This window comes from Sulfurospirillum sp. E15m (genome assembly GCF_059415145.1).
On sequence record NZ_JCAHZS010000003.1, the window covers coordinates 217,367 to 235,003 of the forward strand.

At 39.3% G+C, this 17,637-nt stretch carries 16 protein-coding genes; 10 read left to right on the top strand and 6 right to left on the bottom strand.

Features of this window, described 5'->3' with window-relative positions:
* Positions 1–231: 231 nt before the first annotated feature.
* From AC5SLP_RS06595 to AC5SLP_RS06640, 10 genes are all read left to right on the top strand, one after another.
* Positions 232–2,955: a molybdopterin-dependent aldehyde oxidoreductase gene (locus AC5SLP_RS06595; RefSeq protein ID WP_495254362.1), complete on the top strand. Its 2,724-nt coding sequence runs from the start codon at positions 232–234 to the stop codon at positions 2,953–2,955.
* Positions 2,956–3,046: 91 nt separating this feature from the next.
* Positions 3,047–5,413 carry a pyridine nucleotide-disulfide oxidoreductase/dicluster-binding protein gene (locus tag AC5SLP_RS06600; RefSeq protein WP_495254363.1) on the top strand — a complete coding sequence of 789 codons (2,367 nt, stop codon included), beginning with the start codon at positions 3,047–3,049 and terminating at the stop codon, positions 5,411–5,413.
* 1 nt (position 5,414) lies between these two features.
* On the top strand, positions 5,415–5,621 hold the full coding sequence (locus AC5SLP_RS06605; protein ID WP_495254364.1) for a DVU_1557 family redox protein: 207 nt from the start codon (positions 5,415–5,417) through the stop codon (positions 5,619–5,621).
* Between the two features lies 1 nt (position 5,622).
* Positions 5,623–6,345 carry a DVU_1556 family methyltransferase gene (trsM, locus tag AC5SLP_RS06610; protein WP_495254365.1) on the top strand — a complete coding sequence of 241 codons (723 nt, stop codon included), beginning with the start codon at positions 5,623–5,625 and terminating at the stop codon, positions 6,343–6,345.
* Positions 6,345–6,791: a DVU_1555 family C-GCAxxG-C-C protein gene (locus AC5SLP_RS06615; RefSeq protein ID WP_495254366.1), complete on the top strand. Its 447-nt coding sequence runs from the start codon at positions 6,345–6,347 to the stop codon at positions 6,789–6,791. The genes trsM and AC5SLP_RS06615 overlap by 1 nt, the downstream gene beginning before the upstream one ends.
* Before the next feature lie 5 nt (positions 6,792–6,796).
* A complete protein-coding gene (gene trsS, locus AC5SLP_RS06620) occupies positions 6,797–8,140 on the top strand; it encodes a radical SAM (seleno)protein TrsS (RefSeq protein ID WP_495254367.1) in 1,344 nt (447 codons plus the stop codon).
* Complete coding sequence (locus tag AC5SLP_RS06625) at positions 8,137–9,441, top strand: DVU_1553 family AMP-dependent CoA ligase (protein ID WP_495254368.1); 1,305 nt, start codon at positions 8,137–8,139, stop codon at positions 9,439–9,441. The genes trsS and AC5SLP_RS06625 overlap by 4 nt, the downstream gene beginning before the upstream one ends.
* Positions 9,438–10,475: an XdhC family aldehyde oxidoreductase maturation factor gene (locus AC5SLP_RS06630; protein WP_495254369.1), complete on the top strand. Its 1,038-nt coding sequence runs from the start codon at positions 9,438–9,440 to the stop codon at positions 10,473–10,475. The genes AC5SLP_RS06625 and AC5SLP_RS06630 overlap by 4 nt, the downstream gene beginning before the upstream one ends.
* Before the next feature lie 3 nt (positions 10,476–10,478).
* A complete protein-coding gene (locus tag AC5SLP_RS06635) occupies positions 10,479–11,588 on the top strand; it encodes a DVU_1551 family NTP transferase (RefSeq protein WP_495254370.1) in 1,110 nt (369 codons plus the stop codon).
* Positions 11,581–12,171, top strand: a complete 591-nt coding sequence (locus AC5SLP_RS06640; protein WP_495254371.1) for a histidine phosphatase family protein — start codon at positions 11,581–11,583, stop codon at positions 12,169–12,171. Before AC5SLP_RS06635 ends, AC5SLP_RS06640 begins: the two co-directional genes overlap by 8 nt.
* Before the next feature lie 43 nt (positions 12,172–12,214).
* Here the strand turns inward: AC5SLP_RS06640 and AC5SLP_RS06645 are convergent, their stop codons facing one another.
* From AC5SLP_RS06645 to AC5SLP_RS06670, 6 genes are all read right to left on the bottom strand, one after another.
* Positions 12,215–13,291, bottom strand: a complete 1,077-nt coding sequence (locus AC5SLP_RS06645; RefSeq protein ID WP_495254372.1) for a CNNM domain-containing protein — start codon at positions 13,289–13,291, stop codon at positions 12,215–12,217.
* 120 nt (positions 13,292–13,411) lie between these two features.
* A complete protein-coding gene (locus AC5SLP_RS06650; RefSeq protein ID WP_495254373.1) occupies positions 13,412–13,771 on the bottom strand; it encodes a methionine-R-sulfoxide reductase in 360 nt (119 codons plus the stop codon).
* 125 nt (positions 13,772–13,896) lie between these two features.
* Positions 13,897–14,559, bottom strand: a complete 663-nt coding sequence (locus AC5SLP_RS06655; protein WP_495254374.1) for a potassium channel family protein — start codon at positions 14,557–14,559, stop codon at positions 13,897–13,899.
* Entirely contained in the window at positions 14,556–15,887 is a 1,332-nt protein-coding gene (locus AC5SLP_RS06660) for a TrkH family potassium uptake protein (protein ID WP_495254375.1), read from the bottom strand. Before AC5SLP_RS06660 ends, AC5SLP_RS06655 begins: the two co-directional genes overlap by 4 nt.
* A complete protein-coding gene (locus tag AC5SLP_RS06665) occupies positions 15,884–16,594 on the bottom strand; it encodes a response regulator transcription factor (RefSeq protein WP_495254376.1) in 711 nt (236 codons plus the stop codon). Before AC5SLP_RS06665 ends, AC5SLP_RS06660 begins: the two co-directional genes overlap by 4 nt.
* On the bottom strand, positions 16,591–17,610 hold the full coding sequence (locus AC5SLP_RS06670; RefSeq protein ID WP_495254377.1) for a sensor histidine kinase: 1,020 nt from the start codon (positions 17,608–17,610) through the stop codon (positions 16,591–16,593). The genes AC5SLP_RS06665 and AC5SLP_RS06670 overlap by 4 nt, the downstream gene beginning before the upstream one ends.
* Positions 17,611–17,637: the final 27 nt, after the last annotated feature.

Sequence of the window (17,637 nt, forward strand, 5' to 3'; positions counted from 1 at the left end):
TTATGGGAGGCAAAAATATTCTATAAACATGAATAATACAAGGTATGTACGTGTTTCATGGTGGGTTTTAGTTTGGTGAGTTTTTTGATGGTTCATAATAGATAATATGCATTGAATGCATATTGAGAGCAAGGAAATGAGATTTTCAAAAAGCTTATGCATAAAAATATGCTGCTTCTGCATATTTACAACTTGTAAGAAATTGCAAAACTATTTTATGAGGTAAAGAATATGTTAAAGAAAACATTAATCATTAATGGGGTCAAAACAACTTTAGTTGCAGACGTTGAAGAAAAATTATCAGACGTACTTCGAAAACAATTAAAACTCACAGGTACAAAAGTGGGTTGTAACAGCGGTGAATGTGGTACATGTAGTGTTTTACATAATGGTAAAGTCGTCAGATCTTGTCTTTTAAAAATGAAAAAACTTGAAGAAAACGATGAAATCATTACAATTGAAGGTGTGGGAACAAAAGATAAGCTTCATCCGCTTCAAGTGGCTTGGATGGTTCATGGTGCGGCACAATGTGGTTATTGTACCCCAGGCTTTATCGTTTCTGCTAAAGCACTTCTTGATCAAAATGTTAATCCAACGCGTGAAGAAGTGCGTGATTGGTTCCAAAAAAATAAAAACCTCTGCCGCTGTACAGGGTATATTCCATTGGTCGATGCTGTCATGGATGCCGCTAAACTTATGCGTGGCGAAATTGCGGTCAAAGATATTTGGAAACAACTTCCTGATGGTGCTTCATTGGTTGGTTCTGAATTTATCCGTCCTTCTGCACTTGCTAAAGTTATGGGAACATGGGACTTTGGTGCAGATTTAGGTCTAAAACTTCCTGAAAATACCCTCCATGCAAAAATCGTACAAGCTGAAGTTTCTCATGCGAATATTCTCTCTATCGACACAGAAGAAGCTAAAAAAGTTCCAGGTGTTGTTGCCGTCCTTACCTATAAAGATGTTAAAGGAACCAACAGAATTAATGGTTTGGCTTTCCCTACCAATAAAGGTGATGGTTTAGATAGACCAATCTTAAACGATACAAAAATTTTCCAATACGGTGATGCCATTGCGATTGTTTTGGCTGAAAATGAAAAAGCAGCGCATGCAGGCGTCGATAAAGTCAAAGTCGAACTTGAAGTCTTACCAGCGTATATGAATGCACCTGATGCGATGGCCGATGATGCGATTGAAATTCACCCAGGTACGCCAAATATCTATTTTACGAATCATATCAGCAAAGGTGCTGAGACAGCTTCTATCATGAAAGAAGCACCGTATGTGGTTGAAGATAGTTTCTATACACAACGCCAACCGCACTTACCACTTGAGCCAGATGTTGGTTTTGCGTATGTTGATGATGATGGCAAACTCATTATTCACTCAAAAAGTATCGCACTTCACTTCCATGCTTTGATGATTGCAGAGGGTGTGGGTATGAAAGCTGAAAATGTTTTCATCGTTCAAAACAATACGGGGGCTACATTTGGTTATAAATTTAGTCCAACGATGGAAGGACTTCTTGGTGTTGCAACGATGGCAACAGGAAGACCTGTTTATCTTGAATTTAATATGAAACAACAAATCACTTACACGGGTAAACGCTCACCATTCTGGACAACGATGAAAATGGCTGCTAATAAAGAAGGAAAAATTTTAGCGTTAGAATCTGATTGGAGCGTTGATCATGGTCCTTACTCTGAATTTGGTGACTTATTAACCCAACGTGGTTTTCAATTCGGTGGTGCTGGCTATATGATTCCTAACATTCGTGGTAATGGACGTACCGTTTGTACGAATCATGGTTGGGGTTCTGCGTTTAGAGGATACGGCGCACCTGAAATTATGTTCCCTTCTGAAGTATTGATTGATGAATTGGCTGAAAAAGTGGGTATGGATCCGTTTGAATTTAGATACAAAAATATCTACAGACCAGGCGATACAACACCAACGGGATGTGAACCAGATGTTTACTGTTTAGAAGAGCTCTTTGAAAAATCTAGACCGGTTTATGAGTTAGCTAAAAAAACGGTCAAAGAGAAAAACGCGAAAGCTGCTCCTAATAAAAAATACGGTGTAGGTGTTTCTGTCAATATCTACGGTTGTGGTTTGGACGGTCCTGACTCTTCTGAAGCATGGGCTGAAATTACTAAAACGGGTGTGGCAGTCGGTAACTCATGGGAAGATCACGGTCAAGGTGCAGATATTGGAACATTGACCTATGCGCATGAAACTCTAAAACCGCTTCATCTTAAACCTGAGCAAATTGATCTTGTCTTAAATGATATGACTAAAACACCAAACAGTGGACCAGCAGGTGGTAGTCGTTCTAACCTTGTAACAGGTAATGCGACGGTTGTTGCGTGCCGCAATCTTCTTGAAGCGTTGAAAAAACCAGATGGTACATATCGTACTTATGATGAAATGGTCGCAGAAGGTAGAGAGCTTAAATACATGGGTAAATGGACTGCCCCATGTACCGATACACCTCCAACAGACGGACAAGGAAATCCATTTGCGGGTTACATGTACGGCGTTTGTGTTGCCGAAGTTGAGGTCGATACAGCAACCGGTAAAACCAATGTTGAGAAGATGATGTTAGCATCGGATGTGGGTACGATTATTAACAAATTGGTTGTTGATGGACAAATGTACGGCGGCTTGGTACAAGGTATCGGCTTGGCATTAACAGAGGATTTTGATGATTTGAAAAAACATACAACCTTAACAGGATGTGGTATTCCAAAAATCAAAGACGTTCCGGACAATATTGAATTAATGTACACCGAATACAAACGTCCTAACAATTTCTTGGGTGCTTCAGGTGCCGGTGAAATGCCTTTGGCGGCTCCTCATGCAGCGATTATTAACGCGATTTACAATGCATGTGGTGCAAGAGTAACGCATTTACCAGCACGTCCAGAAAAAGTTTTAGCAGCGTTGGCTGATTAATGATGGTAGCACGCTGATTATATACCATGAGAGAGATATAAAAGTCTCTCTCATCATTTTGCCTTAATGCGATACTACGAGGACATAAAGAATGGATTTAGATAAATTATTGGAAATTAGTAATCAATGCATTCGCACAGAACCACCCGTATGCGTAGCATCGTGTCCTGTTCATATGGATGTCATTGCTTTTATGTCTGAAATTGAAAAAGGTGATTTTGCTGGGGCATACAAAGTGATGGAAAACAAAATTCCTTTTAGCAGACTCATTGGAAAAATATGTGACCATCCTTGTGAAGCAACGTGTGTACGAAAAGACGTCGGTGGCAGTATCCGCATCAGTGAACTTGAAAAAACCGTCATTGATTTAGGATATACCGTACCTAAAAAAGCACTACTTTTACCGAAGAATAAGGGCAATATTGCTGTTATCGGAGGTGGGCTAAGCGGTTGTGTTGCGGCGGTTGAATTGGATAAAAAAGGCTACCGTGTTAGTATTTACGAAAAATCATATCGTTTGGGTGGCTCTCTTTGGGAGTATGAGCACCACGGTCTGGATGCTCATATCATTGAAGAAGAACTCTCTCTCATTGAAAAAAAAGGCATAGCCGTTCATTATGCTACGGAAGTTTTAGAAGAAACTTTACCGAGTTATCTAACGCAATACGATGCTATCTATTTAGGAACAGGCATCTGGAGCAAAGCATACTTCATTCATCCCAGTACGTTTCAAGTCGATGAGTCGTCCTTATTTATTGGCGGCAAAATTCAAAGCCAAAATAATTCGGTTATCGCTTCTGTCAGTTCTGGTAAGCGTGCCGCTGTTTCCATAGACCGTTATCTTACCAAGACATCGATGAGCGCTTCACGAGAACGTGAGGGTGTTTTTGAGACAAAGTTACACTACAACATTGATGCCATAAACGCTGTTACGACAGTTGTGAAAACAGCTTCTGTGTATAGCGAGGATGAAGCTAAAGAAGAGGCAAGCCGTTGTCTTAAATGCCAATGTGACGCGTGTATTAAAGCGTGTGTTCATATGCAACGATTTTCCATCACTCCTGATAGTTATATTCGAAGTATTTGCCATAATGAACGTATTGTATTAGGAACACGTCGTGCCAATTTGATGATTAACTCTTGTACTGAATGTGGTTTGTGTCAAGAGGTTTGTCCTGTTGATATTGGCATGAAAGAGATTATTCATGCGACAAGAGAGAGTATGGTTGAACGCAAAAAAATGCCACTCTCCGCCCATGATTTTGCGCTCAAAGATATGGCATTTAGCCAAAGTGATGCTTTTTCGCTGATTCGAAAACAGCCGAGTAAAGAAGCCTCCAAAGACCTTTTTTATTATCCTGTTATTGCCTTTTCAGCGTATGCAAGAGGCTTATATAAAGGCTCTGGAAAAACAGGCTATCTGTTTTACCCCGGTTGCCAACTTAGTTCAACACACGCAGATTACATAGGCGATATTTATAAACACCTTGTAGGGGTGATTAAAAATAAAGACGCAGATAATGATGTTGGACTTTATTTAGGCTGTTGTGGCGCACCTGCTGATTGGGCGGGAAGGCTTGATTTAATGCCTGAAAGCATCGAGAAAATACGTAAAACGTGGGAAGAGATGGGTGAACCTACGTTTATTTTAGCATGCTCAAGTTGTGCCTCTACGTTTGAGAAATACCTGCCGATGATTAAAACAATCTCTTTGTGGGAAGTATTTGATGCGTATGGCTTACCCGAAGTCGATATTAAAAAAGGGAAGCGAGAACTTTGCATTCATGATGCTTGTGCAACCAGGCATAATTCTGCCATCCATGAAAGTGTACGCAATATCGTGAAAACGCTAGGGTATAGCGTTCACGAGCTTGAATATTCCAAAGAGAAAGCCAAATGTTGCGGTTATGGTGGATTGGTATCGTGTGCTAATCCTGAGCAAGCGGATGATTTTGTGAAAGATCGCATCAGCGAAAGTGATCAAGATGTCCTTGTCTATTGTGCGATGTGCAAAGACGCTATTGTCAAAGGAAATAAAAAAGCCTATCACATTCTAGACATTATCTACGGCAATGAAATCAACCAACAAAGTCCCCAAAAAATGCCAACGCTTTCTGAGCGACAAAACAATCGAAAACGACTCAAACATCAGCTTCTTAAAGAGATATGGCATGAAGAAGAGGAGTGCACGATGAATTCAACCTATGATTTTACGTTACATGTTTCAGACGCAATCACTTCGCTGATGGAAAAGCGGTTTATTTTGCTCAGCGATGTTGAAAAAGTAGTGGCCCATTCTATAACACACAATGAGCGTTTTTTCAATCCCGAAACATCGGATTTCCTTGCACGCTTGAGAATTCAAAATGTGACCTTTTGGGTGCAGTATGAAGAACACGGTAAGGACATCACGCTAAAAGATGTTTACAGCCATAGAATGGAAGTTGTGGAGTCTTAACATGGAAAATAAAATTGATACACACATACCCTGGATGTGCGATAAATGCCATAAAGCTTTAGTGTCTCAAAAAGTTAAAGTACGTTACCTTGACGGTAATTTTGAAGTTGAACTTTTAAAATGTCCTGAGTGCAATATGGTTTTTATCAGTGAGGATTTAGCTTTAGGCAAGATGCTGGAAGTTGAAAAAAGCTTGGAGGACAAGTAGCGTGAACGCGTATGAAAGTAGCCATATGCAAGCAGCCACGGGTGAAACATTACGTCCTGGTGGATTTAAACTCACGGAAAAAGCTGTGAAGTTTTGCGCTTTGAATGCGCAGACACGTGTGCTTGATTTGGGATGTGGTATGGGAGCAACGGCTTCGTATCTTTATCAAAATTATGCGATGAAAATCGTGGGCATAGACCCCTCTAAAAAGCTGTTAAACATGGCAAAAGAGAAAAATCCTTTTGCCACATTTGTGGAAGGTTCAGGGGATTGCCTTCCCTTTGAGCATGCTAGCTTTGAGTGTGTTATTGCAGAGTGTACGTTGTCGCTTATGAATGATTTACATGTAACGTTGCAAGAGGTACACAGAGTTTTGGAAAAAGGCGGTTGGTTTGTCATTACGGATGTTTACGCAAAAAATCCTGAAGTAACAAATCAATTGGATTATTTTCCAATTAATTCGTGCATGAGGGGAATTCACGATTTGCTCTCTTTGCAAGAATCGTTGGAAAATATCGGTTTTGAAATCATGCTCTTAGAAGATTGCAGTCAGTTGCTTAAAGAGCTGATGGTCAAAATCATCTTTTCGCACGGCTCGATGAGCACATTTTGGAGCAAAACTGTCGAAGATGAAGCACCGCAAACGTGTTGTCATTTTCAACAAATATTAAAAAAATGCAAACCCGGTTATTTTATTTTAATCGGGAGAAAAGGAGAAAAGTAATGGATGATTTATCACTACGTTTATTTAAACTCTCATCAGAGGGATTTTGTTGCGCACAGATCATGTATAAGCTCGCTCTTGAAGATGAAGGTTCACAGAATGATGATCTTATACGTGCCGCACAAGGTCTTTGTAGAGGCATCGCCGATACTCAGAAAACCTGTGGAATACTAAGCGGAGGTATTGGCGTTTTAGGACTTTATGCCGCAAAGGGAAATGAAGTTGAAGAGGCGAAAGAAGGTTTTTCTCAAATGGTCAAGGCCTATCACGACTGGTTTAAATTGGAATTTGGCTCTACAAAATGCGTCACGCTCATTGGTGTCACAGATTTTCATGGAGAAGATCAGAGTTATAAGATGAAATGCGCAGATATGATTAAAAAAGCCTATGTTAAAGTCTATGAGATTTTATCAGAATATGGCTATGAATACGGAAGCAGAGAATAAAAACGATGGCAACGACCCCTTTGATGATGCCGACTCAAAGTTTGTGTCCTATCTGCTTATGCGTTCTTGATGCGTTTATTGTGGAAGAGGGCGATAGAGCTTTTATGCTCAAAACCTGTTTAGAGCATGGTGTATTTGAAACAACGTTATGGCGAAGTCAAACGTCTATGAATGAGTGGATACGCACCAAAGAGAGAGCTTTTATCCAAAACCCCATAACCGAGGTCAAAAATGGATGCCCTTTTGATTGTGGTTTGTGCAGTGCTCATAGACAACACACCTGCACAGCACTCATTGAAGTGACAACACGTTGCAATTTAAAGTGTCGTTTTTGTTTTGCGGATGCGCTAGATAGCAAGGATAAGGACCTCTCTTTAGCGCAAATACGATTTCAGTATGAGAGCATTCTAAAGGCTTCAGGAAAATGCAATATCCAACTCTCAGGGGGCGAACCTACGGTGAGAGATGATTTAGCAGATATCGTTCGCATTGGAGTAGAACTTGGATTTCCTTTTATTCAAGTCAATACCAATGGCATTCGTATGGGTCAAGAAGAAGCGTATGTGAAAGCATTAAAAGAAGCAGGCCTGAATTCGGTATTTTTACAATTTGATGGTATTGATGATGCAATTTATCAAACATTACGAGGTCGTGCGCTGTTTGATGTGAAGTGCCAAGCGATTGAAAATTGTCGTAAATATGGCATCGGTGTGGTCTTGGTTCCAACCATTGTTCCTAACGTAAATGTGGAAAGCATCGGTGACATTATTCGTTTTGGTATCAGTCATTCTCCTGCGGTCAGAGGGGTACATTTTCAGCCTGTAAGCTACTTTGGTCGCATTCCAGAAGCTCCTAGGGATGAAGATAGAATCACGTTGCCTGAAATTATGGAAGGTATTTGCGAGCAAACCTATCACATGATTTCATTGCAGAGTATGCAACCTCCCGGATGTGAAAATGCGCTTTGTTCTTTCAATGGCAATTATTTGATAGAAGAGGGCGTTTTAAAACCTATTACGAAGCGCTCATGTTGTCCCAGCAGCAGTGAAAAAGCCGAAATAGGCGCCAACAAAGCCAAAGCGTTTGTGGCACGTAATTGGTCGTATCAAAAACAAACTCATGAAGAAAAACTCACGGATTGGGACGCTATTCTTAGTGCGATTCAAAACAATGCTTTTAGCATTTCGGGTATGGCGTTTCAAGATGTGTGGAATGTTAATTTAGAGCGTATTAGAGATTGTTGTATTCATGTATCCACGGCTGAGGGAAAACTGATTCCTTTTTGTATGTATAACATTACCAACAAAGAGGGTAGGTCACTTTATCGAACGGCAAAGAGGGACGTATGAAAGTAACACCGCTTGAGCCATGGATCGTAGAGCGTACGCATATCGCTCAAAGAAGCCAAGAGGCTTTGCGTGCGTATCAGTTGGATGCACTGATTAAAACGTTAGCATATGCAAAAGAGAAGAGTCGATTTTATCAAATGATGTTGAAAGATAGTGATATTAATGCTATCGCATCGTTCAAAGATTTTGAGCGCATTCCTTTTACTTTACCTTCGGCAATTAAAAAAAATGCCCATGACTTTTTGTGTGTCCCCGCCCAAGAAATTGAGCGCATTGTCACCTTAAATACCTCAGGTACCACAGGCGATGAAAAGCGCATCTTTTTTACGCAGAAAGATTTGGAATTGACCATTGACTTTTTCCAATATGGAATGAACTGTCTTGTTGATGAAACGGATAAAGTGATGGTATTGCTTCCAGGACCCTCTTTTGGAAGTATCGGCGATTTGCTCAAAAAAGCATTGACCCTTTCCAACATAGAGTGCATCGTGCAAGGGGTGCTAAGCGATGTTGAAAAAACGGCACAGTGTATCGAAGAGAACAAGATTACCTGTTTGGTGGGTATTCCCATGCAGGTGCTTTATCTCAGTCGTGTTAAGCCTGACATGTTTAAAAACCATATCAAAAAAGTGTTGTTAAGTACAGATTATGTGCCCAATGCGCTTATTGATGCGTTAAGTGAACAAGGATGCCTTGTTTATAATCATTACGGAATGACGGAAATGGGTTATGGTGGTGGCGTTGAGTGCGAATGTTTGAATGGGTATCACTTAAGAGAGAATGATTTGTATTTTGAAATCATAAACCCTCGTACCGGTGAATGCGTTGAGGATGGTGACTATGGTGAGGTTGTTTTTACAACGCTCAATCGCCAAGCGATGCCATTGATTCGTTATAAAACTGGTGATATGGCACGTTTTTGTGTTAAGCCTTGTGCATGTGGTACTTTTTTGAGAACCATGGAAAAAGTCCTTGGTCGCATCGAAAATAAAGTAAGCATTCATCACTATGACGTTCATTTGCGAGACGTAGATGAAATCCTTCTGCCGTTTCATGAGGTGATGGATTATACGCTTAGCATGTATGAAAACACTACTTTACATGTAAAATTGATTTTGGCGGAAAATACGCCAGAAGAGGCGCTCAAAGAGGCAATAACAAAACGCATAAGAGAGCATTTTACTTTTGAATTTACGCTTGTGTTAGAGACTGAAAAAGATGATTATTCCCCGAAAATTACCAATAGTATGATTAAACGAAAACTACATGACTATAGAAACAAAATGGAGTATAAAATATGAAAACAATCATTGAACATATTGTCGATAGTTTAAATGAACAACAAGAAAGCGTTACGGCAACGATATTGCAAAAAAGCGGTTCAGCACCCAGAGAAGCTGGAACCAAAATGGTGATTCGTAAAGATGGATCGATTGCTGGGACAATAGGCGGTGGACTCCTTGAGGCGATGAGCATGAAATTAGCCTCTAAAGTGCTTCAAACCAAACAGTGTTTCATTGAAGATTTTGAGTTATCAGATAGTGATGCTACGGCTCAGGGTATGGTGTGTGGCGGTGAAGTACGCGTTTTGTTGGAATATATAGATGCTTTGGATATTTATCAACAAAATATCTATCATAAAGCCAAAGAGTTGCAAAGTGCAGGTATCGACTTTATTCTCATTACCAAAATTCCACAAAGCAACCGAGCCATTTCAGGCAAAAACAAATGGATATGCACCGAATCAGAAGTGTATGGTGTTGAAGATAAAGAAGTCTTGAGTATCGTTGAGAACTTAAGGGATAATTTCAATCGCATTAAATTTCATCTGATTGATGGAAAAAGCACCTATATGATTGAGCCTATGTACAATACTGAGCGTCTTTATATCGTGGGGGCTGGTCACGTGTCTCAACAAATAGCGACACTGAGTAAAACGCTTGGTTTTTATACCGCCGTTTTAGACGATAGAGAAGACTTTGCCAATAAAGATCGCTTTCAAACTGCCGATGAAGTGCGCGTTATATCCTCCTATGAAGGTTTGGCTCAAGAAGTCAGCATTCCTAAAAATAGTTATATTGTTATTGTGACTCGAAGTCACTCTTTAGATAAAGTGGTTCTTACGCAAGCGCTTCAAACCCGTGCTAAATACATTGGCATGATTGGTAGTAAAAACAAGAAAAACCATATTTACAGTGAGCTTTTACATGAAGGGTTTAGTCAAAAGGATTTGGATGAGGTGCATTGTCCTATCGGCGTTGCTATCAATGCGCAAACGCCTGAGGAGATTGCTATTAGTATTGTAGCGGAATTAACACAAGTCAAAAGAAGCTAATCCATGACAAAAAATAACATCGCTGTTTTAATTATCGCTGCGGGGTATTCTTCGCGCATGCATGATTTTAAGCCTTTGTTGCCATTTCGAAAGAGCTGTGCGTTGGAGCAGTTGATTCAGACCTATCAACACTATGGCATAGAGCATATTTATGTTGTCGTTGGGCATAGAAAAGAGGAGATCATCGAAATTCTCAAAGGCTATAATGTTCACATTGTGTATAACGAGGATTATGATGAAGGGATGTTTAGCTCTATTCAAAAAGGAATTCATGCGATAGATGAAACAGAGGTGCGCGCATTTTATATGCAACCTGTGGATATCCCGCTTATAAAAGAGCAAAGCATTGCTCGTTTATATGAAGCGTATGTCCGTGAAGGCAAGGGTGTTATCTATCCAACATTTTTTGGTAAAAAGGGTCATCCACCGCTCATTGATATGAAGTATAAAGCGCAGATTCTCTCAAGCAATGGCGAAGGAGGGCTTAAACGTGTTTTGGAAATGTTTAAGGCGGATGCTTTACATGTAAATGTTTCTGACCAATCGGTTTTAATGGATATGGACACGAAAGAAGATTATCAAAAACTTCTTCTCTACGAAGCACTCAATGCTCCAAATAAGGAAGAGTGTATGGCGATTATGCTGCAAAACAGTGTTCCAGAGTTTATTGTAAAGCATTGTGAGGCCGTGGAACGTGTGGTGAGCAGTTTGTATGAAGAGATTGCTCCTTATGGTTTAGGCATTGAAAAGCATACGCTAAGTGCTGCGGCATGGTTGCATGACATTGCACGTAAAGAGAAGCATCACGCTTTAGTGGGTGCGGATTATATGAAAGCGATGGGGCATGATGCCATAGGCAATATTATTGCAACGCATATGGACATTGACGTTGATGTCAATACGCCCTTAAACGCCAATGAGCTACTTTTTTTAGCCGATAAACTGGTAGAAGAAGATGAAGTATGTGGCCTTAGAAAACGTTTTAAAAGAGCATTTAAAAAGTGCGAAGGAAATGCGGAAGCACGAACAAATATAACAAAACGTTTAGACGCGGCACATCAGATTATTCACAAAATAGAACAATTAACACGTAAAGCATTTCCGTATGGTTGAAAAAGTATATCTACTGCGCCACGGGCACATTGATAATGGGGATGAAAAAAGGTATTTAGGACAAACCGATATTTCCTTAAGCGCCCAAGGCAAAGAGCACGCAAGCGCTTTGAGGGACTATTTTAAAGATATTCCTATTGATGCTATGTTTACGAGTCCTTTAAAACGCTGTGTGCAAACCAGCCAAATCATCTGTGAAGCGAAAGATATTACATACAAGGTTGTTGAAGCATTTACTGAGATTGATATGGGAGAGTGGGAAAATGTTGCGATGTCATCTATCAAAACGGCATTTCCTAAACTGTATGCAAAAAGAGGCGAAGATTTAGAGTACTTTACGCCTCCAAAAGGTGAGAGTTTTCATGCTCTAGCAAAACGGGTTAGAAAAGCCTTTGACGCAATTGTACTTAATACCAAAGGGACTATTCTCATTGTCGCGCATGCAGGGGTCAATCGTATGATTTTATCCAATGTATTAGGACTTGCCATTAACGATATGTTTTGTATTGAACAGCCTTATGGATGTATTAATGAATTGCTATGGAATGAACAAAGCATGCAGTGGGATTATCAAAAAGTTTGAGAAAGAGACTTTACATGTAAAGCCTCTTTGGGGTTAAAAAGCGTTAATTAATCTTTGCTTTTTCGAGTTTTTTGCGTTCGACTTTCATGCGGTCTTGAAACTGTTTGCTACGATCTTTGGCAAAGATTTGCATGTCTTCAACTTCATCCATTTCATCTACAATTTCAACGCCTAAAAGTGTTTCAAGTGCATCTTCAAGTGTGACAACACCTGCTGTTTGTCCGTAGCTATCAAATACCACAAAAAGGTGAGTTTTGCGTTTGACAAATTGGTCAATTAAATTAGGTACAGGAAGATTTTCTGAGACCAAATGTACTTCGTATGATATGGCTTCTAAGGTCATTTTATCGTGGTCTTCAACGCTCTCTTCTAAAATACGCTGATTAAAAACGATGCCCACGACATCATCCAGTGTTTCGCCAAAAATAGGAATACGCGAATGAATATACATACGATCATCTTCAATCGCTTCTTCTATCGTGGTTGAAGCAGGAAGCGCGAAAACAACACTACGTGGCGTCATAATGTCTTTGGCTTTTATATTTTTGAGTTTGAGTAGATTTTCTATCAAATCACTCTCTTTACTTAAAATTGAACCGTCTTTTTCGCCCATCGCAACAACTGCCATGATTTCATCACGGGAATAGTGCGGATGTCTCTTTTTATTTTTTGAAATATAACGCGTCAGCATAGATGAGATAAACGTAAAAGGGGTCGTAACGGTGACAAAAAATGAGATAATGTGCCCAGCAGGGATTAAAAGCTTTTTCCAATACAGTGCACCAATGGTTTTAGGAATGATCTCTGAAACATACAAGATAAGCAATGTCACAGCAAAAGCAACTGCCGTTTGCCACTCTTTACCGAAGATGATTTGAGCTTGCGCTCCAACCCCTGCAGCACCCATTGTATTTGCAAACGTATTGATGGTTAAGATGGAAGAAATAGGTTTGTCAATATTGGTTTTCAAATCCTTGAGCATAGCAATGCTCTCTTCATGAGTCTCTTTTGGAAGGGTTTCGATATAAGAATTGGTACTGGAAAGCAAAATTGCTTCTAACATAGAACAGAGAAACGATACACAAACAGCGAGTGTAAGATATGAGATAAACAGTGTCATAAGATAGTCTCAAAAGCAGGGGTTAAAGTTAAGCTACACGAGTCCGGTTCGCTGGGGGGCATAAAAAATTCCTTTAAAATAAATTGTGTCAGCATTATAGCATAATTAAAAGGGGTGCCTTTATTTTGGAACAAACTGAAGCGAAATAGAATTGACACAATGGCGGCTATTTTTGGCAGTAAATCCTTCGCCTTCAAAAACATGTCCAAGATGTGCTCCACACGCATTACAAAGAATTTCAGTTCGCCTTCCATCGGCATCTTGTACGCGTTTGATAGCTCCTGTAATTTCATCATCAAAACTTGGCCATCCACAATGCGAATCAAATTTATCGGATGAACGATACAAGGGCGCATTACATCGTTTACAGTGGTACGTTCCTTCGCCTTTAAAAGCGCAATATTGCCCAGAAAAAGGCATCTCTGTTCCTTTATGAAGGATAACATGCTCTTCTTCGGGTGTCAGTTTAGTGTATGACATAGAAACTCCTCACATACGTGATTAAAAATTAAACATCTATTTTTTTAAAATCTATGCAAACTGCACGGTTTGATGTTTAAAAAGTTATAACGCATCTTGGTTGAGAGAGAGTTTACATGTAAAAGTTAGCTTTCACTTTTGGTGAGATTTCTCAGTTTTTCAATAAACGTTTTTTTGCCGATAAATGCCAACATATCGTTCTCACGAATTTTATAAGCTTTATCAACATCAAACGTCCAATTATCGCGTGTTTTGCAGGCAATCAAGTGGATTTCATTTTCAAACATAGCTTCCACTTCTCGAACGAGTTTACCTAGCAACGATTTTGTGACCAGAAATTTTGCAATTTTTATAGTACTGCTAAAATCAACTTGGTCAATGACAACATTTCCTACAAGATTTTCAACCAATTTTTTAGCCGATTCACGTTCCGGATAAATGACTTTAAAGGCGCCCAAACGTGCCAAAATTTCACCATGCGTTAAACTGATGGCTTTAGCAATAATTGTTTTATTATCCAGTTCTTTGAGCGCCATCAAGGTTAAAATGCTTGCTTCAATATTTTCACCGATGCTAATAATGACAGTATCTAGTCCGGCAACGCCTGCTTCTTTAAGCGCTTTTATATCGGTACTGTCTAAAACCATAGCATCTTCAATAAATTCACTGATTTCTTGAATTTTATGGGCATCGTTGTCTATAGCTATAATATCCATGCCTTGTTCTGCTAAACCTTTGGCAATATGAAAACCAAATTTTCCAAGACCTATGACAGCATATGTTTTCATAAAATAATCCTTCCTTCTGGGTATTGAATGTGTTTAATTTTTTCTTTTCCTATGATGAGAAATCCAACGGCAAAGATGCCCATCCTACCAATGAGCATGAGTGCAATAATGATGGATTTTCCAAAAGGATTAAAAGTGTTTGATAAGCTTAAGATATCGCCATTTCCGACAGAAACGCCAACCGTACAAAATGCCGATACAACTTCAAACAGTGTTTTCATAAAGGCACTATGTTGCGTTTCGACTAAAAGAACCGTAGACATAATCGTAATAAACGATGCAACAAGAATGATGGCCGATGAGCGATTAATCACTTCTGCAGATATGGTACGTTTAAAGGCATGTGGAGGTTGGTTGCTGATTTTAATGGTATGCAGTGTTGCGATGATTAAAACTGCCACCGTTGTGACTTTAATACCGCCTGCCGTACTGCCCGCACCACCACCAATCATCATATAAATGGTCGAACAAAAGAGTGATGCATCGCTTAGATTGGAAAGGTCAATGCTATTAAATCCCGATGTCCTAAAATTGACGGAGAGAAAAAAACTGTTTAAAAGTTTGCGATAAAGCGACATAGGTTCAAACACCCCATGGTTATCCCATTCGATGGCTAAGAAGAGAATCATACCTGAGATGAGTAAGATGGCAGTACCCGTTAGCGTGATTTTTGTATGGGCGGAGAGCATAAAGCGTTTATGGATCGCTTTGGCATGTAATTCCACTAAAACCAAATAACCAATACCGCCTAAGATGATTAAAAAAGAGACGGAACCGAGTACTGTTATATCGTTGTTGTAGTGAACAAAACTGTCTGTAAAAAGGGAAAAACCTGCATTGTTAAATGCCGAGACGGAGTGGAAAATAGCTTGCCAAAGTGCTTTTTTAAAGGACATATCAAAACTAAAACGAATGGTTAAAATCGTAGTTCCTATGGCTTCAATCAGAAAAGTAAAGAGAAAAACTTTTTGTAAAAAGGTCTGAATATCAAGGTTATGCGCATAATTGAGTGAGTCTTTTGCCATATTTTTTTCATGAATGGTCAGTGATTTTTTGGCAAATAAAAAGAAGAGTGTGACGATACTCATGTACCCAACACCGCCCACTTGCATGAGGATTAGAATAATCAATTGCCCAATGAATGTGAAATGCTCAGATGTACTTTTTACAATCAGTCCCGTCACGCATGTTGCAGACGTCGATGTAAAAAGAGCATCAATAAAATGCAGTGTTCCTACATGCGATATGGGAATCATCAATAAAACAGCACCGACAAAAACAACCATAAGATAGCTCAAAAAGATAATCTTGAGTGTCTTCTGATTCATTGTTCACCTTCTATTGATGAGAATTGGCATGTAAAACGATAGCCTATGCTTGATTCTGTCGTAATATACTGTGGTCTTGTTGAATTGGTTTCTATTTTTTTACGTAACGAGTTAATATACGTTCTTAAATACTGCATCTCGTTTTGGTATCCAATGCCCCAAACTTCTTTAAGAATCTGTTGATGAGGCAACACTTTATTGGCATTTTTCATCAAATAATACAATAAATTATACTCCGTTGGGGTTAGTTTTAAAGGCAACCCTTCAAGCAGCACTTCGCGCTTGGCAATATCTATCTTGATAGCATTACATGTAAGGATTTCATGCGTGGCATCAACATGAAATCGCCTGAGTGTGGAACGCACACGCGCAAGGAGTTCACTGGTTGAAAACGGCTTGGTGATATAATCATCCGCCCCTAAATCGAGTGCAGCGATAATCTCTTTTTCGTCATTACGCGCGGAGAGAACGATAATCGGCGTGAGGCTCTGTTTCCTTAGCTTGGTAATTAACGTTTTTCCATCTCCATCGGGTAAGCCTAAATCAAGAATGATTAAAAGAGGGTTTTGTGTCAATATCTCTCGTTTTGCCGTAGCAAGATCAGGCGCAAGACGTGTTTTATAACCGAATTCTTGCAAGGATATGGTCAAGATTTTGGCAATAGCTTCATCATCTTCAACAATCAAAATGAGTTCATTTGGTTTCATTCTATCTCTTTTTGTAGTTGTGTCGGATACTTTAATATAGGCAAGGTTATCTCAAAACAGATACCATTGTCTTTATTATACGCTTTAATTTTTCCGTGGTGTGCTAAAACAATACTTTGGCAAATGAAAAGACCGATGCCGCTACCTGAAATCTCTTGATTGTTCTCTGCTCGATAGAACTTATCGAAGATAGTCTCTAGGCTTCGCTCATTGAGTGGATTACTTTCGTTAAAAAAGACAATGGATATTTCATTGGAGGTCTGTTTTATTTTGATGTAAATTTGTCTGTTTTGATTGGAGTATTTGAATGCATTATCGAGTAAATTGGCAAAAAGGCGCCCTAAAAGATTGTAATCGCCCCAATACAATAGAAGTGTCGGGTCGATAAAAATATGCAAAGAGCGCTGGAGATGTTCGCCATCAAAATCTTTTAAAGCTACCCCTAAAAGGTCTTCTAAATCGCACCATTCCATTTTTAATTTAAGGTTTTTATCTTTGAGTCTGGCGTTATCTAAGAGATTATTAATCAAACGGTGCATCTTTTCAGAACTGTTTTTGATGTCATGTAACAGAGTATTTTTCGTTGTATCGTTGAGTTTTTGATCTTCTAAAAGAAGAGTAATAGAGCCTAAAATGGATGAAAGTGGCGTTTTAAGGTCATGAGAAAGGGTATTTAAAAATATCTCTTTAATCTCATTGTGCTTAATCTTTTTCGCTTGCCATGTAATGATATACCCGACAAATAAAAAGATAGCAAAACTCCATAAGTAAATAGTATCGTGAACGCTAAAGCTGTAAATAGGCGGAATGTATAAAACGTTAAAAAATAAAATCGTAATCAGCGCGATAAACGTGGTTGCCCAGTATTTGCCACGTAACGCGATAACCACGATAGGAATAAGATGAATCAGCGCGATATTGACTAAATCTAAATAGTCTTTGAGCATAAGGCTAATGAATGTAATCATGATGAAAATAATCAATGCGCTTATAAGATGGCGATAGCGTTTAAGCAACTATTTTTCCTTACGGGCTTGTTTTGA

Bases quoted from the DNA above. Each gene is read 5' to 3' on its own strand.
- AC5SLP_RS06595 (WP_495254362.1), top strand. From the start codon at position 232: ATGTTAAAGAAAACATTAATCATTAATGGGGTCAAAACAACTTTAGTT.
- AC5SLP_RS06600 (WP_495254363.1), top strand. From the start codon at position 3,047: ATGGATTTAGATAAATTATTGGAAATTAGTAATCAATGCATTCGCACA.
- AC5SLP_RS06605 (WP_495254364.1), top strand. From the start codon at position 5,415: ATGGAAAATAAAATTGATACACACATACCCTGGATGTGCGATAAATGC.
- AC5SLP_RS06615 (WP_495254366.1), top strand. From the start codon at position 6,345: ATGGATGATTTATCACTACGTTTATTTAAACTCTCATCAGAGGGATTT.
- trsS (WP_495254367.1), top strand. From the start codon at position 6,797: ATGGCAACGACCCCTTTGATGATGCCGACTCAAAGTTTGTGTCCTATC.
- AC5SLP_RS06625 (WP_495254368.1), top strand. From the start codon at position 8,137: ATGAAAGTAACACCGCTTGAGCCATGGATCGTAGAGCGTACGCATATC.
- AC5SLP_RS06630 (WP_495254369.1), top strand. From the start codon at position 9,438: ATGAAAACAATCATTGAACATATTGTCGATAGTTTAAATGAACAACAA.
- AC5SLP_RS06635 (WP_495254370.1), top strand. From the start codon at position 10,479: ATGACAAAAAATAACATCGCTGTTTTAATTATCGCTGCGGGGTATTCT.
- AC5SLP_RS06640 (WP_495254371.1), top strand. From the start codon at position 11,581: ATGGTTGAAAAAGTATATCTACTGCGCCACGGGCACATTGATAATGGG.
- AC5SLP_RS06645 (WP_495254372.1), bottom strand. From the start codon at position 13,291: ATGACACTGTTTATCTCATATCTTACACTCGCTGTTTGTGTATCGTTT.
- AC5SLP_RS06650 (WP_495254373.1), bottom strand. From the start codon at position 13,771: ATGTCATACACTAAACTGACACCCGAAGAAGAGCATGTTATCCTTCAT.
- AC5SLP_RS06655 (WP_495254374.1), bottom strand. From the start codon at position 14,559: ATGAAAACATATGCTGTCATAGGTCTTGGAAAATTTGGTTTTCATATT.
- AC5SLP_RS06660 (WP_495254375.1), bottom strand. From the start codon at position 15,887: ATGAATCAGAAGACACTCAAGATTATCTTTTTGAGCTATCTTATGGTT.
- AC5SLP_RS06665 (WP_495254376.1), bottom strand. From the start codon at position 16,594: ATGAAACCAAATGAACTCATTTTGATTGTTGAAGATGATGAAGCTATT.